The organism is Streptomyces sp. Ru62 (assembly GCF_002920615.1).
GTDB lineage: Bacteria > Actinomycetota > Actinomycetes > Streptomycetales > Streptomycetaceae > Streptomyces.
The window spans coordinates 190,724-216,495 of record NZ_PQSU01000010.1 but is presented as its reverse complement, the minus strand read 5'-3'; the positions used below and the strand labels follow the sequence as shown (position 1 = coordinate 216,495).

General features: G+C 72.5%; 24 protein-coding genes. 5 read left to right on the top strand and 19 right to left on the bottom strand.

The window, feature by feature from the left end; genetic code table 11:
* Positions 1 to 4: 4 nt before the first annotated feature.
* Complete coding sequence (locus C3492_RS15945) at positions 5 to 1,378, bottom strand: aldehyde dehydrogenase (protein ID WP_103812421.1); 1,374 nt, start codon at positions 1,376 to 1,378, stop codon at positions 5 to 7.
* 11 nt (positions 1,379 to 1,389) lie between these two features.
* Positions 1,390 to 2,748 carry a glutamine synthetase family protein gene (locus C3492_RS15940; RefSeq protein WP_103812420.1) on the bottom strand — a complete coding sequence of 453 codons (1,359 nt, stop codon included), beginning with the start codon at positions 2,746 to 2,748 and terminating at the stop codon, positions 1,390 to 1,392.
* A 96-nt stretch (positions 2,749 to 2,844) separates the two neighbouring features.
* Between C3492_RS15940 and C3492_RS15935 the strand changes: the two genes are divergently transcribed.
* Together C3492_RS15935 and C3492_RS15930 are read left to right on the top strand one after the other, a co-directional pair.
* Positions 2,845 to 3,582, top strand: a complete 738-nt coding sequence (locus C3492_RS15935) for a FadR/GntR family transcriptional regulator (RefSeq protein WP_103812419.1) — start codon at positions 2,845 to 2,847, stop codon at positions 3,580 to 3,582.
* A gap of 49 nt (positions 3,583 to 3,631) precedes the next feature.
* Entirely contained in the window at positions 3,632 to 4,318 is a 687-nt protein-coding gene (locus tag C3492_RS15930; RefSeq protein WP_103812418.1) for a gamma-glutamyl-gamma-aminobutyrate hydrolase family protein, read from the top strand.
* A 364-nt stretch (positions 4,319 to 4,682) separates the two neighbouring features.
* Here C3492_RS15930 and C3492_RS15925 read toward each other — a convergent pair whose 3' ends face one another.
* From C3492_RS15925 to C3492_RS15905, 5 genes are all read right to left on the bottom strand, one after another.
* Positions 4,683 to 5,600 (bottom strand): LysR family transcriptional regulator, encoded by a 918-nt coding sequence (locus C3492_RS15925; RefSeq protein WP_103812417.1) that lies wholly within the window; start codon positions 5,598 to 5,600, stop codon positions 4,683 to 4,685.
* Positions 5,601 to 5,658: 58 nt separating this feature from the next.
* The gene (locus C3492_RS15920; protein ID WP_103812416.1) at positions 5,659 to 6,378 is read right to left on the bottom strand and encodes a helical backbone metal receptor; all 720 of its coding nucleotides are present in this window, start codon (positions 6,376 to 6,378) and stop codon (positions 5,659 to 5,661) included.
* A 118-nt stretch (positions 6,379 to 6,496) separates the two neighbouring features.
* Entirely contained in the window at positions 6,497 to 7,069 is a 573-nt protein-coding gene (locus tag C3492_RS15915; RefSeq protein WP_103812415.1) for a helix-turn-helix domain-containing protein, read from the bottom strand.
* Between the two features lie 383 nt (positions 7,070 to 7,452).
* Positions 7,453 to 9,267, bottom strand: a complete 1,815-nt coding sequence (locus C3492_RS15910; RefSeq protein ID WP_103812414.1) for an ABC transporter permease/substrate binding protein — start codon at positions 9,265 to 9,267, stop codon at positions 7,453 to 7,455.
* Entirely contained in the window at positions 9,260 to 10,336 is a 1,077-nt protein-coding gene (locus C3492_RS15905; protein WP_181140385.1) for a glycine betaine/L-proline ABC transporter ATP-binding protein, read from the bottom strand. Before C3492_RS15905 ends, C3492_RS15910 begins: the two co-directional genes overlap by 8 nt.
* A gap of 155 nt (positions 10,337 to 10,491) precedes the next feature.
* On the opposite strand from C3492_RS15905, the gene C3492_RS15900 reads away from it, so the two are divergent.
* Both C3492_RS15900 and C3492_RS15895 read left to right on the top strand, forming a co-directional pair.
* A complete protein-coding gene (locus C3492_RS15900; protein ID WP_103812412.1) occupies positions 10,492 to 11,412 on the top strand; it encodes a 5'-3' exonuclease in 921 nt (306 codons plus the stop codon).
* Between the two features lie 110 nt (positions 11,413 to 11,522).
* Positions 11,523 to 12,371 (top strand): siderophore-interacting protein, encoded by an 849-nt coding sequence (locus C3492_RS15895; protein ID WP_103812411.1) that lies wholly within the window; start codon positions 11,523 to 11,525, stop codon positions 12,369 to 12,371.
* 90 nt (positions 12,372 to 12,461) lie between these two features.
* On the opposite strand, the gene C3492_RS15890 is transcribed toward C3492_RS15895, so the two are convergent.
* On the bottom strand, positions 12,462 to 13,043 hold the full coding sequence (locus C3492_RS15890; RefSeq protein ID WP_103812410.1) for a GNAT family N-acetyltransferase: 582 nt from the start codon (positions 13,041 to 13,043) through the stop codon (positions 12,462 to 12,464).
* Between the two features lie 87 nt (positions 13,044 to 13,130).
* On the opposite strand from C3492_RS15890, the gene C3492_RS15885 reads away from it, so the two are divergent.
* Entirely contained in the window at positions 13,131 to 14,081 is a 951-nt protein-coding gene (locus C3492_RS15885; RefSeq protein WP_103812409.1) for an RluA family pseudouridine synthase, read from the top strand.
* Positions 14,082 to 14,366: 285 nt separating this feature from the next.
* Here the strand turns inward: C3492_RS15885 and C3492_RS15880 are convergent, their stop codons facing one another.
* From C3492_RS15880 to C3492_RS15830, 11 genes are all read right to left on the bottom strand, one after another.
* On the bottom strand, positions 14,367 to 15,860 hold the full coding sequence (locus tag C3492_RS15880; protein ID WP_103812408.1) for a cytochrome P450: 1,494 nt from the start codon (positions 15,858 to 15,860) through the stop codon (positions 14,367 to 14,369).
* A gap of 46 nt (positions 15,861 to 15,906) precedes the next feature.
* The gene (locus C3492_RS15875; protein ID WP_103812407.1) at positions 15,907 to 16,527 is read right to left on the bottom strand and encodes an ATP/GTP-binding protein; all 621 of its coding nucleotides are present in this window, start codon (positions 16,525 to 16,527) and stop codon (positions 15,907 to 15,909) included.
* Positions 16,508 to 16,960: a DUF742 domain-containing protein gene (locus C3492_RS15870; protein WP_103812406.1), complete on the bottom strand. Its 453-nt coding sequence runs from the start codon at positions 16,958 to 16,960 to the stop codon at positions 16,508 to 16,510. The genes C3492_RS15875 and C3492_RS15870 overlap by 20 nt, the downstream gene beginning before the upstream one ends.
* On the bottom strand, positions 16,957 to 17,361 hold the full coding sequence (locus C3492_RS15865; protein WP_103812405.1) for a roadblock/LC7 domain-containing protein: 405 nt from the start codon (positions 17,359 to 17,361) through the stop codon (positions 16,957 to 16,959). The genes C3492_RS15870 and C3492_RS15865 overlap by 4 nt, the downstream gene beginning before the upstream one ends.
* Positions 17,358 to 19,028, bottom strand: coding sequence for a sensor histidine kinase KdpD (locus C3492_RS15860; protein ID WP_258055727.1), 1,671 nt, complete (start codon positions 19,026 to 19,028; stop codon positions 17,358 to 17,360). The genes C3492_RS15865 and C3492_RS15860 overlap by 4 nt, the downstream gene beginning before the upstream one ends.
* 557 nt (positions 19,029 to 19,585) lie before the next feature.
* A complete protein-coding gene (locus C3492_RS15855) occupies positions 19,586 to 22,438 on the bottom strand; it encodes an RNA helicase (RefSeq protein ID WP_103812403.1) in 2,853 nt (950 codons plus the stop codon).
* A 134-nt stretch (positions 22,439 to 22,572) separates the two neighbouring features.
* Positions 22,573 to 23,523, bottom strand: coding sequence for a twin-arginine translocase subunit TatC (tatC, locus tag C3492_RS15850; protein ID WP_103812402.1), 951 nt, complete (start codon positions 23,521 to 23,523; stop codon positions 22,573 to 22,575).
* A gap of 47 nt (positions 23,524 to 23,570) precedes the next feature.
* On the bottom strand, positions 23,571 to 23,852 hold the full coding sequence (gene tatA, locus C3492_RS15845; protein ID WP_103812401.1) for a Sec-independent protein translocase subunit TatA: 282 nt from the start codon (positions 23,850 to 23,852) through the stop codon (positions 23,571 to 23,573).
* Positions 23,853 to 24,111: 259 nt separating this feature from the next.
* On the bottom strand, positions 24,112 to 24,306 hold the full coding sequence (locus tag C3492_RS15840; RefSeq protein ID WP_103812400.1) for a hypothetical protein: 195 nt from the start codon (positions 24,304 to 24,306) through the stop codon (positions 24,112 to 24,114).
* Positions 24,307 to 24,348: 42 nt separating this feature from the next.
* On the bottom strand, positions 24,349 to 24,609 hold the full coding sequence (locus tag C3492_RS15835) for a hypothetical protein (RefSeq protein WP_037630432.1): 261 nt from the start codon (positions 24,607 to 24,609) through the stop codon (positions 24,349 to 24,351).
* A gap of 133 nt (positions 24,610 to 24,742) precedes the next feature.
* Positions 24,743 to 25,759 carry a YafY family protein gene (locus C3492_RS15830; RefSeq protein ID WP_103812399.1) on the bottom strand — a complete coding sequence of 339 codons (1,017 nt, stop codon included), beginning with the start codon at positions 25,757 to 25,759 and terminating at the stop codon, positions 24,743 to 24,745.
* Between the last annotated feature and the right edge of the window lie 13 nt (positions 25,760 to 25,772).

Here is a 25,772-nt window from a genome sequence, read left to right as displayed (position 1 = left end):
TCGGTCACGGTGCGGGGACCTCCGTGCTGAGGAAGACGTTCTTGGTCTCGGTGAAGGCGGTCAGGGCGTCGGGGCCGAGTTCCCGGCCGAGGCCGGACTGCTTGTAGCCGCCGAACGGGGTCCAGTAGCGGACGCTGGAGTGGGAGTTGACGGACAGGTTGCCCGCGCGGACGGACTGGGACACGCGCAGGGCACGGCCCACGTCCCGGGTCCAGATGGAGCCGGACAGGCCGTAGGGGGTGTCGTTGGCGAGGCGTATCGCGTCCTGCTCGTCGGTGAAGGGCAGCAGGACGGCGACCGGGCCGAAGATCTCCTCGCGGGCCGCCGGGCTGTCGTGCCGCTCGCCGGTGAGCACGGTCGGCGGGAACCAGAAGCCGGGGCCGTCGGGGGCCGTGCCGCGCAGGGCCGGGGCGTCGTCGGGGACGTACGACCGTACGCGCTCCAGCTGCCGGCCGGAGATGAGCGGGCCCATCTGGGTCTTCTCGTCGGCCGGATCACCCACGACCACGGCGGCCAGCGCGTCGGCGAGGAGGGCGCGGGCCTCGTCCAGCACCGCCTCCTGGACCAGGACGCGGGTGCGGGCGCAGCAGTCCTGGCCGGCGTTGTCCAGGAAGGAGAAGGGGTCGAGGGCGGCCTTGAGGTCGGCGTCGGCGAAGACGATGTTGGGGCTCTTGCCGCCGAGTTCGAGGGTGACCGGTTTGACCAGGCGCGCGCAGCGCTCCATGACCTCGCGGCCGGTGCGGGTGGAGCCGGTGAACACGATCTTGGCGACGTCCGGGTGGTCGACCAGGGCGCGTCCGGCGGTGGCGCCGTAGCCGGGCAGCACCTGGAAGAGGTGCTCGGGCAGATCCGCCTCCAGCGCCAGCTCGGCGAGGCGGAGCGCGGTGAGCGGGGTGGTCTCGGCGGGCTTGAGGAGGACCGCGTTCCCGGCCGCGAGCGCCGGGAAGGAGCCCCAGGCGGCGATCGGCAGGGGGAAGTTCCAGGGGGCGATGACGCCGATGACGCCCAGCGGTTCCTGGAAGGTGACGTCCCAGCCGCCGGGGACCGGGATCTGTCTGCCGACCAGGCGCTCGGCGCCGCCGGCCGCGTAGAGGAGCAGGTCGCGGGCGTTGCCGGCCTCCCAGCGGGCGTTACCGACGGTGTGGCCGGCCTCGCGGACCTCCAGCTGGGCGAGTTCCTCGGTGTGGGCGTCGACGGCGTCGGCGAAGCGGCGCAGCAGCCGGGCCCGGTCGGCGGGGGCGAGGGCGGCCCACCGGGTCTGGGCGCGGGCGGCGCGTACGACGGCGGCGTCGACGTCCTCGGCGGTGGCGGCCGGGACGGTGGCGACGACCTCTTCGGTGGCGGGGTCGAGGACCGTCAGCTCGTTCGGGTCGGACACGTGGTGACCTTTCACAGGCGTTCGAAGGAGCGGCGCAGCTCCCAGTCGGTGACCGCGGCGTCGAAGGCCTCCAGCTCGACGCGCGCCATGTTGCGGTAGTGGGCGACGACCTCGTCCCCGAACGCCGCCTGGGCGATCGGGCTGGTCCCCCACAGCTCGGCGGCCTCGCGCAGAGTGGTCGGCACCTGCGCGTAGTCGGCGGTGTAGGCGTTGCCGGGGCAGGGCTCGGGCAGCTCCAGCTTGTGCTCGATGCCGTACAGACCGGCCGCGACGAGCCCCGCGACGGCGAGGTGGGGGTTCACGTCCCCGCCGGGGAGGCGGTTCTCGAAGCGCAGGGAGCGGCCGTGACCGACGACGCGCAGGGCGCAGGTGCGGTTGTCGTGGCCCCAGGCGACGGCGGTGGGGGCGAAGGAGCCGGACTGGAACCGCTTGTAGGAGTTGATGTTGGGGGCGTAGAGCAGCGAGAAGTCGCGCAGCGCGGCGAGCTGTCCGGCGAGGAAGTACCGCATCACCTCGGACATGCCGTCGGGCCCGGCCATCGCGTTGGCGCCGTCGGCGTCGGCGAGCGAGAGGTGGATGTGGCAGGAGTTGCCCTCGCGCTCGTTGTACTTGGCCATGAAGGTGATCGAGACGCCCTCCTGGGCGGCGATCTCCTTGGCGCCGGTCTTGTAGAGGGCGTGCTGGTCGCAGGTGCGCAGGGCCTCGTCGTAGCGGAAGGCGATCTCGTGCTGGCCGGGGTTGCACTCGCCCTTGGCGGACTCGACGGTGAGGCCGGCGCCGGCCATGTCGTTGCGCAGGCGGCGCAGCAGGGGTTCGATGCGGCCGGTGCCGAGGATGGAGTAGTCGATGTTGTACTGGTTGGCCGGGGTCAGGCCCCGGTAGTTCGCGTCCCAGGCCTGCTCGTAGCTGTCCTTGAAGACGATGAACTCCAGCTCGGTGCCGACCTGGGCGGTGTAGCCGTGCCCGGCGAGCCGGTCGAGCTGGCGGCGCAGGATCTGGCGGGGGGCGGCGACGACCGGGGAGCCGTCGTTCCAGGCGAGGTCGGCGATGAGCAGCGCGGTGCCGGGGTGCCAGGGGACGCGGCGCAGGGTGGACACGTCCGGGTGCATGGCGAAGTCGCCGTAGCCGCGCTCCCAGGAGGACATCGCGTAGCCGTCGACGGTGTTCATCTCGGTGTCCACGGCGAGCAGGTAGTTGCAGCCCTCGGTGCCGTGGTGCAGGACCTCGTCGAGGAAGAAGCGGGCGGCGAACCGCTTGCCCTGGAGGCGCCCTTGCATGTCGGGGAAGGCCAGGACGACAGTGTCGATCTCACCGCTCGCGACCAGGGCGTGCAGTTCCTCGACGCCGAGCGGGGGTGTGCGGTCTGCCACGGAGAGCCTCCTTTGGCGCCATCGCGCTTTTTCGGCCGGGCCGGGAGCCATAAGGTATTGCTGCGAACCATTGCTTGGGAAGGGGGGTGGGCCCGGATGTCGCGGGAGACGGATGCGCGGACGGTGGCGGACCGGCTCGCTCCGGTGCTGCGGCCGGTGCGGGCGGGCAACGGCTTCGAGGAGGCGCTGGAGCAGGTCCTCCAGGTCGTACGGCTCGGTCTGGTGCCGGCGGGCGAGCGGCTGCCGGCCGAGCGGGAGCTGGCGGAGCGGCTCGGCATCAGCCGGGTGACGTTGCGTGAGGTGCTGAAGGTGCTCCAGGACCAGGGTCTGGTGGAGGCGCGGCGCGGGCGGTACGGCGGAACGTTTGTGCTGCCGCGCCCGGACGGGGGCGGCGAGGACGAACTGCGGCGCCGGATCGCCGAGGTCGACATCGAGGACGTGCTGCGCTTCCGCGAGGTGCTGGAGGTGGGCGCGGCCGGGCTGTGCGCGGCGCACGGGCTGACGGCGGAGCAGGCGGGGCGGCTGCGGGAGGCGCTGGACCGCACGCACGAGGCACCGCTGACGGACTACCGGCGGGCGGACACGCTGCTGCACCTGACGCTGGCCGAGCTGTGCGGTTCGCCGTCGCTGACCGCGCAGTACGCGGCGGTCCGGGCCACGGTCAACGACCTGCTGGACTGCATCCCGCTGCTGGTGCGCAACCTGGAGCACTCCCAGCGCCAGCACACCGCGCTGGTGGAGGCGGTGCTGGACGGGGACGCGGACGGGGCGCGGGAGATGACGCGCGAGCACTGCGCGGGTACGGCGGCGCTGTTGCGGGGATTTCTGGGGTGAGCGCTCCGCAAAGGTGATCGGATGAACCTTTGATGTCGAGGAGGGCAGCATGAGCGTACGGCCGCTGATCGGCGTGAGCACGTATCTGGAGTCCGGCGTGCGCTGGGGGGTGTGGGAGCTGGACGCGGTGCTGCTGGCGGCCGGCTATCCGCGGCTGGTGCAGCGGGCCGGCGGACTGGCCGCGCTGCTTCCGCCGGACGCGCCCGGACACGCCGGGGCGGCGGTGGCCCGGCTCGACGGGCTGGTCATCGCGGGCGGCCCGGACGTCGACCCGGCCCGGTACGGCGCCGAGCGCTCGCCGCGCACGGGGCCGCCCGCGCCGGAGCGGGACGCCTGGGAGCTGGCGCTGATCGACGCGGCGCTGGCGGCGGGCGTGCCGCTGCTCGGGGTGTGCCGGGGCATGCAGCTGCTGAACGTGGCCCTCGGCGGCACGCTCGTCCAGCACCTGGACGGGCACGCGGAGGTGGTCGGCGCCTTCGGCGAGCACCCGGTGAAGCCGGTGCCGGGGACGTTGTACGCCGGCATCGTGCCGGAGGAGCTGACGGTGCCGACGTACCACCACCAGGCGGTGGAACGGCTCGGCGAGGGCCTCGTCCCGTCGGCCTACGCGGCGGACGGCACGGTGGAGGCCGTCGAACTGCCGGCGGAGCGGGGGTGGGCGCTGGGGGTGCAGTGGCATCCGGAGATGGGCGAGGACCCGAGGGTGATGGCGGCGCTGGTCGCCGCCGCGGGCTGACCGCCGTTCCGCTTCCAGCCGCGTGTTCCCTGCGGGTTCCCGGTGGCTGGTCGCGCAGTTCCCGACGGGTCAGGGCTGAGCGCCGTTCCGCTTCCAGCCGCGTCTTCCCTGCGGGTCCCCGGTGGCTGCCCGCGCAGTCCCCGCGGGTCAGGGCTGACCGCCGTTCCGCTACCGGCCGTCTGTTCCCCGCAGGTCCCCGGTGGCTGGTCGCGCAGTTCCCCGCGCCCCTCCAGGGCGCTTCAGCCGCGGGTCAGGGACACGAGTCCCGCCGCGGGCCGAGCGCCGTTCCGCTTCCGGCCGCCTGTTCCCCGCCGCGGGTCCCCGGTGGCTGGTCACGCAGTTCCCCGCGCCCCTCCAGGGCGCTTCAGCCGCGGGTCAGGGACAGGAGTTCCCGGGCCGGGCCCGTGGGGCGGTGGCCCGTCGGCCATACCGCTCTCAGGTCCCGGCGCAGGGAGACGCCCTCGACCGGGATGCTGACCAGGCGCCGCATCCCCAGCTCCTCCCCCACCGCGAGTTCGCTGAGGACGGAGGGGCCCGCGCCGCTGACGGCGGAGGCCTTCACCGCCGTCGTGGAGGACAGCTCGATCAGCGGGCGGGCCAGGCCGCCGAGCGCCGCGTCCAGGACCTGACGGGTGCCGGAGCCCCGCTCGCGGAGGATCAGCGGGGTCTCGGCGAGTTCCGCCGCCGTCAGGGGCCGTCGGCGGCGGGCCCACGGGTGGGCGGGCGCGGTGACGACGATCAGCCGGTCGCGGGCGATGACCGTGGAGTCCAGGCCCGTGGGCACGGTCAGCCCCTCCACGAAGCCCAGGTCCGCCTCGCCGGCCAGCAGGAGTTCCGCGACCTTCGCCGAGTTCCCGGCGAGCAGCGAGACCGCGGTGTCGGGCCGCTCGGCGTGCAGGGCGAGGAGCCAGCCGGGCAGCAGGTACTCGGCGATGGTCATGCTCGCGGCGACGCGGAGCCGTGAGTCGCGCCGGTCCCGCAGCGCCCGCGCGCCCGCGTCGAAGGCCGCCGCCGCCTCCACCACCCGCCGGGCCCAGTCCGTGACCAGGGCGCCGGCGTCGGTGAGCCGGGAGCCGCGCGGCGAGCGGTCGACCAGGGCCACGCCCAGCTGCCGTTCCATGGAGCGGATCCGGCTGCTGGCGGCCGGCTGGGTGATGCCGACCTCGCGCGCCGCCGCGCCGAGACTGCCCAGCCGCGCCACCGCGAGCAGCAGCTCCAGCGCGGCGAGGTCCGGCACCCGGTGCGCCAGCGATTCCGTGGGGAGCCCCTCCGTCTCACTCATAAGACCAGCTTATGCCCTAGCCCCGTGGCCCCTGGTGGCGGCACCGCGCGCGGCCCGCTCAGCGGCGCGCTGCCCGAAGCGCTTCTGCCAGCACCCGTGGCGCTTGTGTCAGGGACGGGCCGTACCAGGTCAGATGCCGTCCGCTGACCAGGGCGCAGGGCAGCCCCGGGAACGCTTCCGGGCCGTCGTCGGCGGTGAAGCGGTACGGCTCGTCGGGCAGGACCACCACGTCCGGCTCTCGTGCGCGCAGCTCGTCGAGGGGGATCCGGGGATAGCGCTCGGGGTGGTGGGCGTACACGTGGTCCACGCCGAGGCGGGCGAGGACGTCACCCGCGAAGGTGTCCCGGCCGAGGACCATCCAGGGGCGCCGCCAGACCGGTACGACCGCGGTCCTGCGCTCCGCCGGCTCGGGCAGGGCCGCCCAGACGTCCTCCGCCTCGGCCAGCCAGCCGGGGCGGTCGGCCGCGCCGCACGCGGTGAGCACCCGGTCCAGCTCGGCGAAGGCCTGCGGCACGCTCCGCACCTCGGTGACCAGCACGTTCAGTCCGGCCGCGCGGAGGGCGTCGAGGTCGGGCGCGCGGTTCTCCTCCTCGTTGGCGATCACCAGGTCGGGGACGAGCCCGATGATCCGCTCCACCTCCGGGTTCTTCGTACCGCCGATCCGGACGACGTCCAGTTCCTCGGGACGACTGCACCAGCCGGTGGCGCCGACGAGGGCTCCGGGGAGGGTGACGGCCACTGCTTCGGTGAGCGAGGGGACGAGGGAGACGACGCGCACTACCCGGCTCCGGCAAGGGCAGCGCCCTGAAGGGGCGCGGGGAACCGCGCGACCGGCCCCGACGGCGCCGCGGACGGCGGACCGACCCGCACCATCCCGTGACCCTCCCTTCGAACCCTCAGCGAGACCTGTCGTGCATCGCCTCGATGTGCTCCGCCACCGCCACCACGATCACCCTCGTGTCCGGCACCGTCGCCCGCCACCGGTGCCGTACCCCGCCCGTCAGGTACAGCGTGTCGCCGCGCCCGAGCCGGTACGCGCGTCCCTCGGCCTCGATCTCCACCGCACCGTCGGCGACGTACATCAGCTCGTCGTTGCGGTGCTGGAACTCACGGCCGGCGTCGTGGTCGCCGGTGAACTCGGAGGCGTGCAGCTGGTGGTGGCCGCGCACCAGCGAGCGGGTCCGCGGGTCGTAGTCGCCGTCGGTGACGGCCTCGGCGCGGACGACGTCCACGCTGGCGGCCGGGTCGGCGGCGGCGAGGAGCTCGACGGCCGTGGTGCGCAGGGCGTCGGCCAGCTTCTCCAGGGAGGTACGGCTCGGGCGGGCCTTGTCGTTCTCGACCTGGCTGAGGAAGGGCACCGAGAGGCCGCTGCGCTCGGCCACGACGGCGAGGGTCAGTTCCAGCGCACGACGGCGCCGCCGGACGGCCGCGCCCACCCGCACGGGCTGCTGCTCTTTGTGGTCGCCCATCGCTCCGGCTCCCTCCCTCGCTCGTCGTGCCGCTCTCCGGGTGCCCGTTCCGGGGCACACCTCTTCCGATGACTTCTCTGCACCCTACGCATGTTCGGCAAACCGTTTCACGTGCCTGTCACATCCCTGACACTCCCGTGATCCCCGACCCCACGGTTCGCGCCAGCGCTCGGGGGCCGGGAGGCGCTCCCGGACCCGGTCACCCTGGAGGATGAACAGGCCGTCCAGCTGCGCCGGGCGTCCGGGCACGGGCCATGGCTCCTCACGGTGCGTGATTGGCCTGAACCTTCCGTGGGTGAAAGGCCGCGAGGGGCGGGCGGCACCGGACGCGTGTCGGCGTCCGGCGGCGCCCGCCCCTCGGGAGGCGGTCCGGGACGGTCAGGTCACCCGGCCGCCTGGCTCGTGGTGTCCTCCTTGGTGACCGGGGCCCACTTGTCGACGAGGCCGGGGTGCTGCCGCAGCCAGGCGCGGACGGCGTCCTGCTCCTTGCCCTTGCCGGCCTTCTGGATCCGCGCCTCCAGGCCGGTCAGCTCCTGCTCGGTCATCGAGAAGTCCTTCAGCCACTGGCCGACCTGCGGGTTGTCGGCGGCGAAGCCCTTGCGGGCGAGGGTGTGCACGCCGTCGCCCTCGCCCCAGGCGCCCCGGGGGTCCTTGAGCTTCTTCAGGTCGTAGTCGCTGTACGCCCAGTGCGGCGACCACAGGGTGACGACGACCGGCTGCTTCCTGGCGTAGGCGCGCTTGAGCTCGGCGAGCATGGCGGGCGTGGAACCGTCGACCACGTCGTACGTGCCCTGAAGGCCGTACTCCTTCAGCACCTTGTTCTTCAACAGGCCCGTCATGCCGGCGCTGGGCTCGATGCCGATGATCTTCCCCTGGAACTCGGACGCGTGGTCCTTCAGGTCCGCCAGGGAGTTCACGTCCTTCACGTAGGACGGTACGGTCAGCTCCAGGGACGTGGGGCCGTACCACTTGCCGAGGTCGTCCAGCCGCTCGCCGTACTTCGACCAGTACTCGGCGTGGGTCGTGGGCAGCCAGGAGTCGGTCTGGAAGTCGAGCTGGCCGGTGGCGAGCCCGGTGTAGAGCGGGCCGGCCGCGTACTGCGTGGTGGTCACCTTGAAGCCGCGCTCCTCCAGCAGCTCCTTCCAGAGGAAGGTGGAGGCGATGCCCTCGTCCCACGGGATGTAGCCGATCCGGATCTCCTTGCCCTTGCCGATGTCCGCGCCAGAGGCCTCGGAGGTGCCGACGGAGGAGCCGAAGATCCCGAGCCCGCCCGCGACCAGGGCGAGGACGACCACGCCGACGACGGCGACGGCAGGGCGCGGACGGTACGACCACGCGCGCGTGCGGGCCTTCGCGGCGGCCCTGCGGCCCAGCGGGGAGAGCTGGGTGCCGAGCGCGCCGGTGACGCGGTCCAGGTAGATGGCGAGGACGACGATGCCGACGCCCGCCTCGAAGCCGTAGCCGATGTCGAGTTGGCCGATCGCCTCGTTGACGGCGCCGCCGAGTCCGCCGGTGCCGACCATGCCCGCGATGACGACCATGGACAGGCCCAGCATGATCACCTGGTTGACGCCGGCCATGATGGTCGGCAGCGCGAGCGGGAGCTGGACGCGCCACAGGACGTCGCGCGGGGTGGTGCCGAACGCCTCGGCGGCCTCGACGAGTTCGGCGTCGACCTGGCGGATGCCCAGTTCGGTCATGCGGACGCCCGGGGCGAGCGCGAAGATCAGGGTGGCGACGACGCCGGCGGCGGTGCCCAGGCCGAAGAAGAGCATGGCCGGGATCAGCAGCACCATCGACGGCATGGTCTGGAGCAGGTCCAGGACCGGCCGTACGGCGGCGCTGACCGCCCTGGACCGGGCGGCCCAGATGCCCAGCGGGACCGAGATCACCAGGGCGATCACGGTCGCCACGAGCACCAGGGCGAGGGTGGACATGGCCCGGTCCCACAGGTCGAGCGAGTCGACCAGCGCGAAACCGGCGAAGGCGAGGGCACCGGAGAGCAGGCCGCGCAGCCACCAGGCGAGCACGGCGAGGATGCCGGCCATCAGCAGCGGCTCGGGGGCGGTGAGCACGGCGTCGATGCCGTCGTACATGCCCTCCATGACCGCCCGGACGGCGTCGAAGAGCCAGGAGAGGTGGTCGACCAGCCAGTTCACACCGGAGTCGACCCAGTCGCCGAGGTGGATCCTAGGCACGGCCGGCCACCTTTCCCCGCGGGTTGTCACAGGGCGCGGGACCGGCCGTCTCCTCGCCGAGGAAGCCGACCAGCCGCTGCCTGGGGACGACACCGACGACGCGACGCGCCTCGTCCACGACGGAGACGCGGTGGGACAGCCGGGCGCTGATCGCGCACAGCTCGGTGAACGGGGTCTCGCGGGTCGCGGTCTCGCAGCCGCACAGCGGGGCGTCGGCGGTGACCGAGGTGTCCATGAGGGCGCCCGCCGTCAGCACCCGGGACCGGTCGACGTCCTGGATGAAGGAGGCCACGTAGTCGTTCGCGGGGCGCAGCAGGACGTCCTCGGCGGTGCCGGTCTGGACGATACGGCCGTCGCGCATGACGGCGATGCGGTCGCCGAGCCGCATGGCCTCGTTGAGGTCGTGGGTGATGAAGACGATGGTCTTCCTCAGGGTCTTCTGGAGTTCCAGCAGCTGGTCCTGCATGTCACGGCGGATCAGCGGGTCCAGGGCGCTGAAGGACTCGTCCATCAGCAGCACGTCGGCGTCGGTGGCGAGGGCGCGGGCGAGGCCGACGCGCTGCTGCATGCCGCCGGACAGCTCGTCGGGCCAGGAGGTCTCCCAGCCGGCCAGGCCGCACAGGGCGAGCGCCTCGTCGGCGCGGCGCTCGCGCTCGGCGCGGGGCACGCCCTGCACTTCCAGGCCGTAGGCGGCGTTGTCGCGGACGCTGCGGTGCGGGAACAGCGCGAAGTGCTGGAAGACCATGCTGATCTTCTTCGAGCGCAGTTCGCGCAGCTCCCGGTCGGTGAGGGCGGTCAGGTCCTGGCCGTCGAAGCGCACGCTGCCCGCGGTCGGCTCCAGCAGCCCGTTGAGCGTGCGCAGCAGGGTGGACTTGCCGGATCCCGACAGCCCCATGACGACGAAGATCTCGCCGGCCTCGACGCGGAAGGAGGCGTCGATCACGGCGGCGGTCGTGCCGTCGGCGCGCAGTTCCGTCCGGTCGGCGCCCTCGCGCAGGCGTTCCACTGCTTCGTCGGGTCGTCTGCCGAACACCTTGTACAGGTGCTCCACCTCAAGCCTGGCTGACACGCGAACCTCTCGTCTGGCGGGGACAGGACAGAGGCCGCGCCTCCCCAGGCCGGGCCGGGTCAAACGCGCACGTGGCCGGGTTCACGGCGATGCGCGTGGCGCAACGCGTTCCGGCGGCGGGGGCCGCTGTCGGTGCCGTGCGGCATGATGCGTGCGTGACCGGACGACTCATGCTTCTCGACACCGCCTCGCTGTACTTCCGCGCCTACTTCGGCGTCCCGGACTCCGTGAAGGCGCCGGACGGCACGCCCGTCAACGCGGTGCGCGGGCTGCTGGACTTCATCGACCGGCTGGTCAAGGACCACCGCCCGGAGCACCTGGTGGCCTGCATGGACGCCGACTGGCGCCCGCAGTGGCGGGTGGACCTCATCCCCACCTACAAGGCGCACCGGGTCGCCGAGGAGCACGAGGGCGCGCCGGACGAGGAGGAGGTGCCGGACACCCTCGCCCCGCAGGTGCCGGTGATCGAGGACGTGCTGGACGCGATCGGGATCGCCCGCGTCGGGGTCGCCGGGTACGAGGCGGACGATGTCATCGGCACGTTCACCGCACGGGCCGGGGGCCCGGTCGACATCGTCACCGGCGACCGCGACCTGTACCAGCTCGTGGACGACGCGCGGGAGGTACGGGTGCTGTATCCGGTGAAGGGCGTCGGCACGCTCCAGCTGACCGACGAGGCGGCGCTGCGCGAGAAGTATGGCGTCGACGGGCGCGGGTACGCGGATCTGGCGCTGCTGCGCGGCGACCCGAGCGACGGGCTGCCGGGCGTGGCCGGCATCGGCGAGAAGACGGCCGCGAAGCTGCTCGCCGAGTTCGGTGACCTGGCCGGGATCATGGCGGCGGTCGACGACCCGCGGGCGAAGCTCACGCCGTCGCAGCGCAGGCGGCTCACCGAGGCCCGGCCGTATCTCGCGGTCGCGCCGAAGGTGGTGCGGGTCGCCGACGACGTGCCGCTGCCGGACGTCGACACGGCCCTGCCGCACACCCCGCACGACCCGGAGGCACTGGAGGCGCTGACGCACCGATGGGGCCTCGGCGGCTCCTTGCAGCGGCTGCTGACCACGCTCGCGGCGTGAGGCCGGTCCATATTCCGGCAAAGGGATCTCATCGAACGCCCATCGACGAGGTGGCGAATCGGCGCGAGGTGCTAACTTAGGTAACCCTAACCAACCCGCAGGAGGCCGTGATGGCAGAGCGTCCGGGACGAAAGCCGCGTAAGCCCCATACCGCCCAGGTGGTGCGCACCGAGCGGCTGACCCCGCACATGCAGCGCGTGGTGCTCGGTGGTGAGGGCCTGGCCGACTTCGCCGCGGACACCTGCACCGACCACTATGTGAAGCTGCTGTTCGGTGCCGCCGGTGTCACCTACCCGGAGCCCTTCGACCTGGAGCGGATCCGCGCCGAGTTCCCGCGCGAGCAGTGGCCGGTGACCCGGACCTACACCGTCCGCGCCTGGGACCCCGGGCAGCGGGAGCTGACCCTGGACTTCGTGATCCACGGCGACGAGGGCCTGGCCGGCCCCTGGGCCCTGCGTGCGCGGCCCGGCGACATCGTGCGCTTCATGGGCCCCGGCGGCGCGTACGCGCCCGACCCCGATGCCGACTGGCACCTGCTCGCCGGGGACGAGAGCGCGCTGCCCGCCATCGCCCGCGCCCTGGAGACGCTGCCCGCCGGTGCCCGTGCGCACGCGTTCATCGAGGTCTCCGGCCCCGAGGAGGAGCAGAAGATCGACACCGAGGTGCCGGTCGTCTGGCTGCACCGCGGGGACCGGCCGGTCGGCGAGGCCCTGCTGGAGGCCGTGCGCGGACTGGAGTTCCCAAAGGGCCGGCCGCACGCGTTCGTGCACGGCGAGGCGGGTTTCGTGAAGGAGCTGCGCCGGCTGCTGCGGGTCGAGCGCCAGATCCCGCGCGAGGACCTGTCGATCTCCGGTTACTGGCGGCTCGGCCACAACGAGGACGGCTGGCAGGCCTCCAAGCGGGAGTGGAACGCCCGGATCGAGGCGGAGCAGGAGGGCGGCCCGGCGGCGGCTGCCTGAGCGTGCGGAGGGGCGGCGGCACCCGGGAAGGGTGCAGCCGCTTCCGTACGCCCGGTTCCCCGTCCCCGCTCCCGCGGAGTCCCGCCGGGGTCAGTCACCCCGTACGCGCGCGTGCAGGTGCATGTCGTGCCAGCCGTCCTGGTGGAGGTAGGCACTGCGCTTGGTGCCCTCCAGGGCGAAGCCGGCCTTGCCGGCGACCCGGCAGGAAGCGGGGTTGGCGATCGCGTGCATGAGTTCCAGGCGGTGGAAGCCGATCTCCTCGAAGGCCCAGCCGGTCAGGGCCGTCGCGGCGCGCAGGGCGACGCCCCGGCCCCGCGCCCCCGCCACGGTCCAGTACGCGATCTCGGCGACGCCGTCACCGAGCACGATCTGGCGCAGCGCCACCCGGCCCAGCAGCTCGTCCGTGCCCTCGTCCACGACGGCCCACTGCGCCTCGCGCTCGTCCGCCCATCCCCTCCGCCACTGCGCGATCCATCCGGCGGCCTCTTCCGCGGAGTCGCAGGACCGGCCGTGCCAGTGGCGCAGCACCGGGTCTGTGAAGGCGGCGTGCACGGCGGGCGCGTCCTCGGCCCGCCACGGGCGCAGCAGCGTGCCGCCGCCGGCGGGGAGGGCGGGCTGCGGGGCACGGGCGAGGGCGCCGGGGGTCAGGACGGGGCTGGTGAGAAACGGCATGATCCCCATCCTGCCGAGTACGGGACCGGTGGACCGCCTCTTTCCGACGGCCACCGGGGTGACCGTGCCCCCGTACCCTTGACCCCGATGAGACGCCGTACCCCGCCCCCGCCCGCCCCGCTCCCCCAGCGCGAGGGCGTGGACCCCGTCCGCGTCCGGCTGCCCGCGGACGGGACGTGGGCCACCGTGCGGGAGCACCTGGTGCAGCGGCTGACGGGGGCTCCGGCCGGGGTGGTCGAGTCGATGTTCGCCGCCGGGCTGGTGGTCGGGGCCGACGGGCGGGCCGTGGCGCCGGACGCGCCGTACCGGCCGGGGATGTTCGTCTGGTTCCACCGCGAGCTGCCCGCCGAGGTGCCGGTGCCGTTCCCGGTGGAGGTGGTGTACCGGGACGAGCACATCGTGGTCGCCGACAAGCCGCACTTCCTGGCCACGACCCCGCGCGGTGCGCATGTCGCCGAGACCGCGCTGGCCCGGCTCCGGCGTGAGCTGGGCATTCCGACGCTGACGGCGGCGCACCGGCTGGACCGGCTCACCGCCGGGCTGGTGCTGTTCACGGTGCGGCCGGAGGAGCGGGGCGCGTACCAGTCGCTGTTCCGGGACCGGCGGGTGCGCAAGGAGTACGAGGCGGTGGCGCCGTACGATCCCGCGCTCGTCCTGCCCCGGACCGTGCGCAGCAGGATCGTGAAGGAGCGCGGGGTGCCGGCCGCGCGGGAGGTGCCGGGCGAGCCGAACGCGCAGACCCGGGTGGAACTGACCGGACACCGGGCCGGGCTCGGCCGCTACCGGCTCATGCCGGCCACCGGGCAGACCCACCAGCTCCGGGTGCACCTGACCGCGCTGGGCGTGCCCATCCTCGGCGACCCGCTGTACCCCGAGGTGACCGCCCCGGTACCGGCCGACGACTTCCGCCGCCCGCTGCAACTGCTCGCGCGCGGGCTGGAGTTCACCGACCCGGTCACCGGCAAGGACCACACGTTCACCAGCGCCCGCACCTTGCACGCGTGGACGTCACCCGAGACTTGGGCGAACGGGACCTAGCCCCGGCGGGGAAACCGCCCCACCGGCCGGCACGGACCCCGTGCTACGGACCTGGCCTCAGCGGGGCCCTGGGGTGGCACGGACCCATGAGACACGACCGGCGCCGCCGACGAACCCAAACCCTCGGACGCGGCCCGCCGGGGGGAACCGACCTGCCGAGGCGGCCGACCCCGCCGAACTGACCGATCCCACCGGCACGGCCCCCGCCGCACGAGACGCCGGTCCGCCGGGCGTGCGCCGGCGGGCTGAGGTGTCCCAGTCCGGCGGAGCCGTGCGGCACCGCTGTCACTCTCCGCGCCACCAGCGCAGCGCTCGCCCCCACAGACCCCGGGGGCGGGACGGTTCCGGGGCTGGAGGGGTGGGGGCCGGCGCGAAGGACGTACGGGCGGGTGCCGGGGTCGGCTCGGTGGCCGGGGCCGGGTCGCTGCCCAGGGTGCCGACCTGCCAGTCGGAGCGCTGCGGCGGGACCGGCATGGCACGCGGCGGCATGTCGACGTCCTGCTGCGGCTTCGGTTCGAAGCGCACCGGCAGGGCCACCAGGTGCCGGGAGGCGATGGACGACCGCCAGCGCAGGTCCTCCTCGGCGCAGTCGAGCTGGATGTCGGACAGCCGGGTGAGCAGCGCGTCGACGCCGACGTCGGCGATGGCGCGGCCGATGTCCTGGCCGGGACACTCGTGCGGGCCGCCGCCGAAGGCGAGGTGGGCGCGGTTGCCCTGCATGCTCGCGGACAGGTCGGGCCGCACCCGCGGGTCGATGTTGCCCGGTGCCGGCGCGAAGAGCAGCCCGTCGCCCTTGCGGATCCGCCGGCCGCCCAGCTCGGTGTCCTGCTTGGCGTAGTAGCCGAAGACCGTGCTGAACGGCGGCTCGTCCCACAGCGACTGCTCGATCGCCTCCGGCACGGTCATCTGGCCGCCGTTGAGCTGGGCCCGGAACCCCGGCTCGGTGAGGACCATGCGCAGCGCGTTGGCGAGCAGGTTCGCGGTGGCCTCGTAAGCGGCGAAGAGGACGACCCGCAGGTGTTCGCGGACCTCGTCGTCGCTGAGCCCGGCCGGATGGGTGAGGAGGTGGCTGGTGAAGTCGTCCTCGGGCCGGACCCGCCGCCGGGTGGTGAGCCGGCTGAGCGCGTCCATGACGTAGGCGTGGCTCTGGATGGCGGTCTCGGTGCCCTTGAGTGCGTCACGGGCGGCCTGCACCATCCGGTCGTTGTACTCCTCGGGCATGCCGAGGATCTCGCACATCACGGCCATCGGCAGGTGCTCGGCGAACTGGGAGACCAGCTCGGCCCGGCCCCGCTCGCAGAAGCTGTTGACCAGGATCTGGGTGTAGCGGCCGATGTGCCGGCGCACCCCGCGGTGGTCGATGGTCTCCATGGCCGCGGTGACCGCGCCGCGCAGCCGCTTGTGCTCCTCGCCCTCGGCGTGGGAGCAGATGGGCTGCCAGGCGATGTGCGGCATGAGCGGGTGGTCGGGCTTGACCATGCCCTCGCGCAGCGGGGTCCAGATCCGGCTGTCGCGGGTGAACTGCGAGGGGTTCCGCACGAGTTGCAGGTTCTCGGCGTGGCCGAGGACCACCCACATCGGTACGTCGTCGTGGAGCAGCACGGGTGCCACGGGGCCGTGCTCCTCCCGCAGGCGTTCGTAGAGGTCGCCGAGGTCCTCAGCGTCGGGGCCGTACAGCCGGCGCGGCATGCCGGGGCCGAGGCCGTGCGCGGGGCAGCCCGGTGGCGGACCGGAGAGGGTGTCGGGTGTCCCGGTCGGTGAGGGGGATTCAGGCGTCACAGTGGTCGCTCCGGGGCGGAAGGGGTCGGGGTCGGTGGGCTGCCGGTCAGGTGAGGGCGCCGGACATGGCGAGGGAGTGCAGGAAGCCCATCAGGGTCATCAGCACGTCCTTGCTGGAGGCCCGGCGCCGCACATCGCAGTCGATGATCGGGATGTCCGGGCTCAGGTCCAGGGCGGTGCGCAGTTCCTCGATCGGGTAACGGGGCGCGTCCGGGAAGGAGTTGACGGCGACGACGAAGGGCACACCGCCCTCCTCCAGCCGGCCCATCACGTCGAAGCTGACCTCCAGGCGCCGGGTGTCGACCAGGACGACGGCGCCGAGCGCGCCTTCGAACAGGCCGTTCCACAGGAACCAGAAGCGCTCCTGGCCGGGGGTGCCGAAGAGGTAGAGCACCAGTTTCTCGGTGATGCTGATCCGGCCGAAGTCCATGGCCACGGTGGTGGCCGTCTTGGACTCGGAGCCGTAGTCGTCGTCGACGCCGATGCCGGCCTGGGTCATGGTCTCCTCCGTGGTCAGCGGTCTGATCTCGCTGACCGAACCGACCATGGTGGTCTTGCCGACGCCGAAGCCCCCCACGATCACGATCTTCACCGCGGCCTGCGCGGTGTGCGGCAGGTGGTCCTCGGTGCGCGGGCCGGGGAGGGTGTCAGAGCCGTTGAAGTCCATGCATCACCGCTTCGAGGAGTGAACGGTCGGGGAGCGCCTGGCGGACGATGGGGGCGCGCGCCTGCACCAGTTCGGCCGTGATCAGCTCGGTGAGCAGGACGGTCATCGTGCTGAACGGCAGCCGGAGGTAGGCCGACAGCTCCGCCACGGACAGGGGGGTGTTGCAGAGCCGGAGCACCGCCGCCTGTTCCGGGGTGGCGGAGACCGGGGGCGCGGCGCGCGCCACGATCAGGGTCACCAGATCGAGTTCGGCGCGGGCGCCGTCGCCGGACCCGGTGACGGAGTACAGCCGTTCCGGGTTGTCGCCCGGCCCCTTGGCCTCCGCCGCCTCCGGCGACGGAGGCCGCGAGGGCTGCGGGGGCTGCGGCAGGCGCGGGGGCTGGGGAGCGGGCGGAGGCTGCGGCCGGCGCCGCGTGCGTCGTGGAGGGGTCATACGGTCTGCCCGTTCCGCCGGGGCGGACTGCTGAGATGGGCGCCGATCCGGACGACGAGGTCGCGCATCATGCCGCTCATCCGCCCCGGTTCGCAGGTCACGTCGGAGAGCACGGCGAGGTAGGCGTTGTCCCCCGCGTTCATGAGGTAGAAGTAACCGCCGTCGATCTCGAAGACGACGGTCTTCATGTCGCCGGCGCCGGGCAGCTCCTGGATGATGGCACTGGCCAGGCTCTGTACGCCCGCGCAGGCGGCGGCCACCCGGTCGGCGGCGTCGGGATCGCCGCCGTAGCGGGCGATGCGCAGCCCGTCGGCGGAAAGGACCACGATCATCTCGATGCCCGGCACGCCGTCGTTCAGCTGCTTGAGCATCCAGTCCAGGTTGCCTCGCTGCTGGATCACTTGAGGTCCCCCTCGTCGTCGGCCACAGTGGCGCCCTCGGCGGGGTCGGCCGGATCGTTGAGCAGATGCAGGTACTTGGTCGGGTGGAGCGTGAAGTCGGTCAGCTGGTGGGTGGGGGTGTCCGGGGGCATGCCCTCCCGCAGGCCGTCCCAGAAGGCCTCCATCCACATGCCCGGCGGCCGTTCCATGAGCTTCTTGCGCTCGGGGTCGATCTCGGGCTCGGGTTCCGGCTCCGCCTTCTTCTGCGACCAGATGGTCGGCCGGCCCTCGCGCTCGGCGCGTTCGATGGCGGCCTGTTCCGCGTACCGCTGACTGAGCGGGGTCTTGACCCGGCTGCGGCGCTGCGGGAGGCCGCCCGCGGTCCACTCGGTGACCTCGGGGACGTCGTCCTCCAGCGAGATCCCGGCGGGGATCTTGGGGCTGGTGGGACGGCGCTTCTTGGGCGGGCGCTTGGGGCCCTCGACGGCGTCCGCCGTGGGGATCTGGGCGGCGGCGGCCCCGATGCCGTGCGCGGCGCCGACGCCGGGTTCGGTGGTCGTCATGACCCGCGGCACCACGAGGATCGCGCGGACACCGCCGTACGCGGAGGAGCGCAGTGAGACGTCCATGTCGAACCGCTTGCAGAGGCGGCCGACGACGGCGAGGCCGAGGCGCGGGTTCTCGCCGAGGTTGTGCGCGTCCTCGCCGTTCTTGGCGTCCTCGATCATCCGCTCGATGCGGGCGCGGGACTCCTCGCTCAGGCTGACGCCGCAGTCCTCGATCTCGATGACGACGCCTGCCTGCACCTCGACGGCGGTGACGTGCACCTTGGTCGACGGCGGCGAGTAGCGCGTCGCGTTGTCGAGGAGCTCGGCGGCGGCGTGGATGACCGGCTCGACCGAGGTGCCCTTGATGTTGATGTTGACGATCGAGGCGAGGTTGATGCGGCGGTACTCCAGGATGCGGGACATCGCGCCGCGCAGCACGCTGTAGAGGGAGACCGGCTTGGGCCACTGGCGGCCGGGCCGGCCGCCGCCGAGGACGGAGATGGTGTCGGCGAGCCGGCCGATCAGCGAGGTGCCGTGGTCGATGCGCAGCAGGTCGTCGAAGACCTCGGGGTTGCGGCCGTGGTCCTCCTCCATCTCGCGGAGTTCGTAGGCCTGCTGGTGGACGATGGCCTGGACGCGCCGGGCGACGCTCACGAAGGAGCGCTCGGTGGCGTCGCGCATCGAGATCTCCTGGTCGGCGCCGCGCAGCGCGATGCGCACCAGCTCGCGGTAGCCCTCGGGCAGGCCGCGCAGTTCGGGGTCCGCGTCGAACACGTCGCGTACGACGTCCCGGAGCACCTGGCCGCGGCGCAGCCGGTAGAAGCCGGCGGGCAGGACGTCGGTGGCGAAGCGCTCCATCAGATCGTTGTGCGCGGCGATCCGCTGCTCCAGGTACGCGGTGTGCCGGGCGTGTTCGGCCCGTGCCTCGCGGAGCAGACGGCCGCGCCGGGCGGCCTCCCCGGCCGTGCCGAGGACCAGCAGGACGGCCAGTGCTCCGCACACGCCGACGGCGAGCCGGGCCGTGGGCGGTACCAGGGCGACGGCGGCCCCGGCCGCCGCGGCCATCACTATGGCCGGTGGCAACAGCACGCGCGCATAGGGACGTTCACGGCGACCGGGAGGCTTCTGAACACTCACCATGGATGCCTTCTGAGACGAATCGGCTGGGTTCGGGGGTGCTTGCGGGGGGAAGGTACACGGGGCTGAACGGGATGCATTCCGCATTTGGGAACAGACGCACGATTTACCTCAACTCGGTGCGCCGCGGGCGAGCTTAGTCCGACCGGATCATCGCCGTGTCATATTCGGCAAGCACCTGAAATCGCCCCGCGAGGGGAGTACTCTCAACTCCTTTTGCACGCTGGGCTTTTGCTCGCACACGAGGAGTAACCGCACACGGGTGTACGAAAGTCACTCACCGCGCGGAGTGAAATGACGACGGGGGCCGCACCTCGACGGGTGCGACCCCCGTTCCCTTCGCCGTGACCGCCATCCCCCGGTCACATCGAGCACCGCCTCCCCCGGCGACCACCGGGCGAAGACGGCCGGCACTCCGCGCCCGAGCAGGCTGCCACCCGCCGGCCGACGGGCAGCACGGTGATCCCGGCCCCGGTGGCGTTCCCCGCTCCCGACGCGGCCCTGGTACGCCGCGGGGCCCGGACCGCCCGGAGAGGACGGCCCGAGCCCCTGCCGGCGGGTCACCCCACGGACGAGTAGGCGACCACACCCCGCAGCAACTGATCGACGGCCTTGCGCGCGGCCTTGGCCACGGTCGAGCCCTCCACGGGAGCCGCCGCGGAGATCTGCCCGAGCACGTCGATGACCTGCTTGCACCACCGCACGAAGTCCCCGGCCGGCATCTCCGCCTCCCGCAGCACCTCGTCGAGCCCCTTGCCGGACGCCCACATGTACGCGGCCCAGGCGAACCCGAGATCCGGTTCCCGCTGCCCGACGCCCTCGCTCTGGTGGATCCGGAACTCCTCCTCCAGCCCGTCGAGCCGGCCCCAGATGCGGACCATCTCACCGAGCGCGGCCTTGGCCTTGCCGGAGGGCAGCTTCGGCGCCATGGCGTCGTCGCCGACGCGGGCCTCGTACACCAACGCCGAGACACAGGCGGCGAGTTCGGCGGGGGCCAGCCCCTCCCAGACCCGCTCGCGCAGGCACTCGCTGGCCAGCAGGTCCAGTTCGCCGTAGAGCCGCGCGAGCCGCTTGCCGTGCTCGGTGACCTCGTCACCGCGCAGGTAGTCCAGCTCGGTCAGCAGGGCCACGATCCGGTCGAAGGTCCGCGCGATGGTGTTGGTACGGCCCTCGATGCGCCGCTCCAGCTGCGAGGTGTCGCGCATCAGCCGGTGGTAGCGCTCGGCCCAGCGGGCGTGGTCCTCACGGTCGTTGCACCCGTGGCAGGGATGGGCGCGGATCGCCGTCCGCAGCCGTGCGATCTCCCGGTCGTCGGCGGCCTGGGACCGCTTCTTGCGCGCCCGCTCCGGCGGGATGTGCCCGGCCTTGGTCCGCAGCGCGGAGGCGAGGTCCCGACGCGACTGCGGCGAGCGCGGATTGAAGGTCTTCGGGATCCGCATCCGGTCCAGCGGCTCGACCGGCACCGGGAAGTCCATCGACGCCAGCCGCTTGACCTGCCGTTCGGCGGTCAGCACCAGCGGCCGCGGCCCGTCGTGGTGGTCGAAGCCGCGGTGGCCGTTGGACCGGCCCGCGGGCAGGCCGGGGTCCAGGACCAGGGCGAGGCCCGCGTACTTGCCGGTGGGCACATGGATGACATCGCCCGGCTTCAGCTTCTCCAGGGCGACGGCGGCCTCGGCACGCCGCTCGTTCGCGCCCTGCCGGGCCAGCTCGGTCTCCCGGTCCTTCAGCTCGCGGCGCAGCCGCGCGTACTCCTCGAAGTCGCCGAGGTGACAGGTCATCGAGGCCTTGTAACCGGCCAGCCCCTCCTCGTTGCGCTGCACCTGGCGCGAGATGCCCACGACCGACTTGTCGGCCTGGAACTGGGCGAAGGAGGTCTCCAGCAGCTCGCGCGAGCGGTGCCGGCCGAACTGCTCGACCAGGTTGACCGCCATGTTGTACGACGGCTTGAAGCTGGAGCGCAGCGGGTACGTGCGCGTGCCCGCGAGACCGGCGAGGTGCTCGGGGCTCATGCCGCGCTGCCACAGCACCACGGCGTGGCCCTCGACGTCGATGCCGCGGCGGCCGGCCCGGCCCGTCAGCTGGGTGTACTCCCCGGGTGTGATGTCGGCGTGCTGCTCGCCGTTCCACTTGACCAGCTTCTCCAGCACCACCGAGCGGGCGGGCATGTTGATGCCGAGCGCGAGGGTCTCGGTGGCGAACACGGCCTTGACCAGGCCGCGTACGAACAGCTCCTCCACGACCTCCTTGAAGGTCGGCAGCATGCCCGCGTGGTGGGCGGCGATGCCGCGCTCCAGGCCCTCCAGCCATTCGTAGTAGCCGAGGACGTGCAGGTCCTCGGTCGGGATGGAGGCGGTGCGCTCCTCGACCAGGGCGCGGACCTGCTCGCGTGCCTCCTCGTCGTTGAGCCGCAGGCCCGCGTACAGGCACTGCTGGACGGCGGCCTCGCAGGCGGCACGGCTGAAGATGAAGGTGATGGCCGGGAGCAGGCCCTCGGAGTCGAGCCGTTCGATGACCTCGGGGCGGCCCGGCGTCCACACGCGCGAGCGCTGTCTGCGCTCGCGCTCCCGGTCGGCCTCGCGCATCGCCCGGCCGCGCCTGCGGTCCTGGTACGACGGCCGGGTGGCCTCCATCCGGGCCAGTCGGACCAGGTCGGGATTGACGGCCTTCTTGTGGCCCTCGCCCTCCTCGAACAGGTCGTACATCCGCCGCCCGGCGAGCACGTGCTGGAACAGCGGCACGGGACGGTGCTCGGAGACGATCACCTCGGTGTCGCCACGGACGGTGTCCAGCCAGTCACCGAACTCCTCCGCGTTGGACACGGTGGCGGAGAGCGAGACCAGGGTCACCGACTCGGGCAGGTGGATGATCACCTCCTCCCAGACGGCGCCGCGGAAGCGGTCGGAGAGGTAGTGCACCTCGTCCATGACCACGTAGCCGAGGCCGAGGAGGGTCTGCGAGCCGGCGTAGAGCATGTTCCGCAGCACCTCGGTGGTCATCACGACCACCGGGGCGTCGGAGTTCACGCTGTTGTCGCCGGTGAGCAGGCCCACCTTGCCGGTGCCGTAGCGGCGGCACAGGTCGGCGTACTTCTGGTTCGACAGCGCCTTGATGGGTGTCGTGTAGAAGCACTTCTTGCCCTGCTCCAGGGCGAGGTGGACGGCGAACTCGCCCACGATCGTCTTGCCCGAGCCGGTGGGGGCGGCCACCAGAACGCCCTTCCCGGCTTCGAGCGCCTGGCAGGCCTCGATCTGGAAGGGGTCGAGGCCGAAGTCGTACATCTCGCGGAAGGAGGCGAGCGCGGTGGCCTGCTCGGCTGCCCGCCTGCGGGCTGCCGCGTACCGCTCGGCCGGTGAGAGGTCCTCTGTCATCGTACTTTCGAGCGTACCGGGCCCCACTGACAACAGGACGATCATTATCCGGATCACCCTGCGGACGACTGCCGGAGGGTGAGAAGAGCGGAAGAAACGCGACGGAGGGCCGGTGGGACACGGATGCCCCCGTCCTCGGGGGACGGGGGCATCGCGTGGCGGCTCGGTGAGGACTCAGGTCACGTCACGTCGTCGTATCCGTTGACCCGGTCGGTGCTCGTCTGCTCGGGCAGGGCCCGGGCGGCCGGGACGGGCTCGACGTCGCCGATGTCCTCGGGCGTGAGGTCCAGCTCGGAGGCCTCGTCGTCCGCCGGGCCCGCGGCCTCGCGACGGCGCCGACGCCTGTCGTTGAGCAGTGAGAAGGCGACCGCGCCGAAGTACAGCACCCAGATCGGCCCGGCGAGGGCCAGCATGGACAGCGGGTCGGTGCTCGGGGTGGCCACGGCCGCGAAGACCGTGATGCCGAGGATCATCGCGCGCCACCAGCCGAGCATGCGCCGGCCGGTCAGCACCCCGGTGAGGTTGAGCATGATCAGCAGCAGCGGCAGCTCGAAGGAGAGGCCGAAGACGACCACCATGCGGGTGACCAGCTGGAGCAGGTCGTCGAGCGGCAGGAAGTTCCTGATGGACCCGCTCGGCGTGAAGTCGATCAGCACCTTCGCGGTGGTGGGCAGCACCTTGTACGCGAAGAAGGCACCACCGAAGAACAGCGGGGCGCCGGTGAAGACGAAGGCGTAGGCGTACTTCTTCTCGTGCCGGTGCAGACCCGGCGCGACGAAGGCCCACAGCTGGTACAGCCAGATCGGCGAGGCCAGCACGACGCCCGCCATCAGGGAGACCTGCAGGGCCAGCGTGAACGGGGCGAGGAGACCGTTGATCGTGATCTCCGCGCACTGGTGCTTGCCGCTGGCCTTCGCCAGCTCCTCGAAGGTCTCCGGGCAACCGATCGAGTCGAGGATGGGCCTCGTCAGGAAGTTGATGATGTCGTTGTAGAAGAAGGCGGCGACGACCGTCACGACGACGATGGCCAGCATGGCCTTCGCGAGCCGGTTGCGGAGCTCACGAAGGTGATCCGCGAGGGGCATCCGCCCCTCGGGATCCTTCTCCTTGTTGCGGGCAGGCTTGAGCAACCCACGTCCTCATCTCGTGCGGCAGGCCGGGGGTTTCCGGCCGTGCGTCAGCGCTGGGTGGTGTCCGTCGGCTCGTTGACCGGCCGCGAGCTGGTCACGTCACCGGGGGCCGCCTGGATGGTGCGCTGCGCCGGAGGCTGCTCGCCCGTGGTGGGCGCCTGGGCGGACGCGTTGCCGCCCTCTTCCTTCATCGCCTTGGCCTCGCTCTTGAGGATGCGCGCGGACTTGCCGAGCGAGCGGGCCATGTCCGGAAGCTTCTTCGCGCCGAACAGCAGGATGATGACGACGAGGATGAGAATGATCTCGGGAGCTCCGAGCCTTCCGAACATAAGTCTTTACCTTCTCACCGAGGCGGCTGGGTGGGGTGCTGTCCGACCAGTCGGACATGTGTCCGATGGTCGTGCTGGCAGCGATCGTAACGCTCAGGGGTAAACGTGAGGCAATCCCCGTGCGTACTCCCGGTCCACGATGCGGGCCTCGTTCTCCACACCGCGACCAGCAGCGTACCTGTCCCCCAGGGCAGCATGACAGGGCGAAGTGACGCAAAGCGCTTGCGTCGCCGGTCTCACGGGCACCGTCCGGCACTGCTCACAGGGCGTCCACGGCGCGGGCCGCGCGCACGGACGCCCGCTCCAGATCCTCCGCAGCCCTGTTGATACGGCGTGCGGAGTCCGCGACCTGTTCCCCGAGGCGTCGCGCCTCCAGGAACACCCGCACGGCCAGCACCCCCAGGACGGCGACACCCAGGAAACCCATCGCTACCGCGAACATCGGCCAGAACATGACGCCGAGCCTAGACGCTCCGCCGACACGGAGCGCGGGCGGCTACACCGTGGAGTGCAGCCGCAGGGTCCTGACGCCGCCGCCGGTGAGCAGTTCCACGATCCGCTCCCCGGCGGGCTTGCGGACCGCGGCGCCGCAGTCGGGGCAGGTGAAGGAGTAGAACGTCGTCCGGCTGCTGGCGCCGATGGCGAGGCGCAGCGCGCCGGCGGCGAGCTCGAACCGGCCGCGGCAGTCCGGGCAGCCGGCCCTGAACATCACCGGGACCGCTCGTCTCATGCCGGCGAAGGCGGTCGCCACCGTCATCTCACCCGCACGCTCGCTCACAGGCCTCGCTCCTTCTTCCGGTCGTTCACCAGACGCGCCGCTGGGAGTGTGCCGCGTTGTGCCGTTCCACGTCCGCGGCGCCCCGGGGGCTTGTCGCGCGGTTCCCCGCGCCCTACGGACGCGCCTCACTGCCCGGAGCCGCCGGGGGCTCCGTGTCGTACGCCGCCAGCGCCTCCGCCGCCGCTCTCCGGGCGCTCTCGGCCAGCTCCGGCGGGGAGACGATCCGGCCGTCACGGCCGAGGCGCAGGGCGAGCCGGCGCAGGGAGGCCGGGTCGGGGGTGCGCAGAGTGATACGCAGCCCGCCGTCGGGAAGCTCATCGGCGCTGTCGTGCGGGTAGTACTCGGCGACCCAGCGACCACCGGGGCCGACCTCGACCACGACCTCGGGGTCCTCGGCGGCCGGGTGCACCAGCCCCTCGGAGAGGTCGCGCAGTTCTATCTCGGGCGGGGCCGAGGGCGCGTCGAGGATCCTGATCTCGGCGACCCGGTCGAGGCGGAAGGTGCGCCGGGCCTCGGAGCGGCGGCACCAGGCCTCCACATAGGTGTGGCCGACGCTGACCAGGCGGATCGGGTCGATCTCGCGCTCGGTGACCTCGTCCCGGGCCGGGGAGTAGTAGCGGATCCACAGCCGGCGGCGCTCGGAGATCGCCCGGTCGACGTCGGCGAACACACCGCCCTCGGACTCGAAGGTCACCGACAACCGGGAGCTGGCACCGGCGGCCTCACCGGCCGCGGCCTCCACCTTGGCAGTGGCCCGCAGCAGGGCCTGGCGGTCGCTCTCCCTGAGGCCGGGCAGGGTCGACACCGCGCGGGCGGCGACCAGCAGCGCGGTGGCCTCGTCGGCGGCGAGCCGGAGCGGTTCGGCCGCCTCCTCGCCGAGCGCGGCCGGGTTGTGCCACCAGATGCGCTCGCCGTCGGTGTCGATGTCCAGCAGGTCGCCGCCGCGGAAGCTCGTGCCGCACATGGGCAGCAGATCGAGATCGGCGACCAGCTCGTCCTCGGTGATGCCGAAGGCCCGCGCCACGTCGGCGATCCGGGCGCCGGGGCGCTCTCTGAGATACGTCACCAGGGAGAGCATCCGCCGCGTCTGGTCGATGGCGTTGACCGTCCTGGCCGGTTTGCCTGCCACAGTCCCGCTCCCC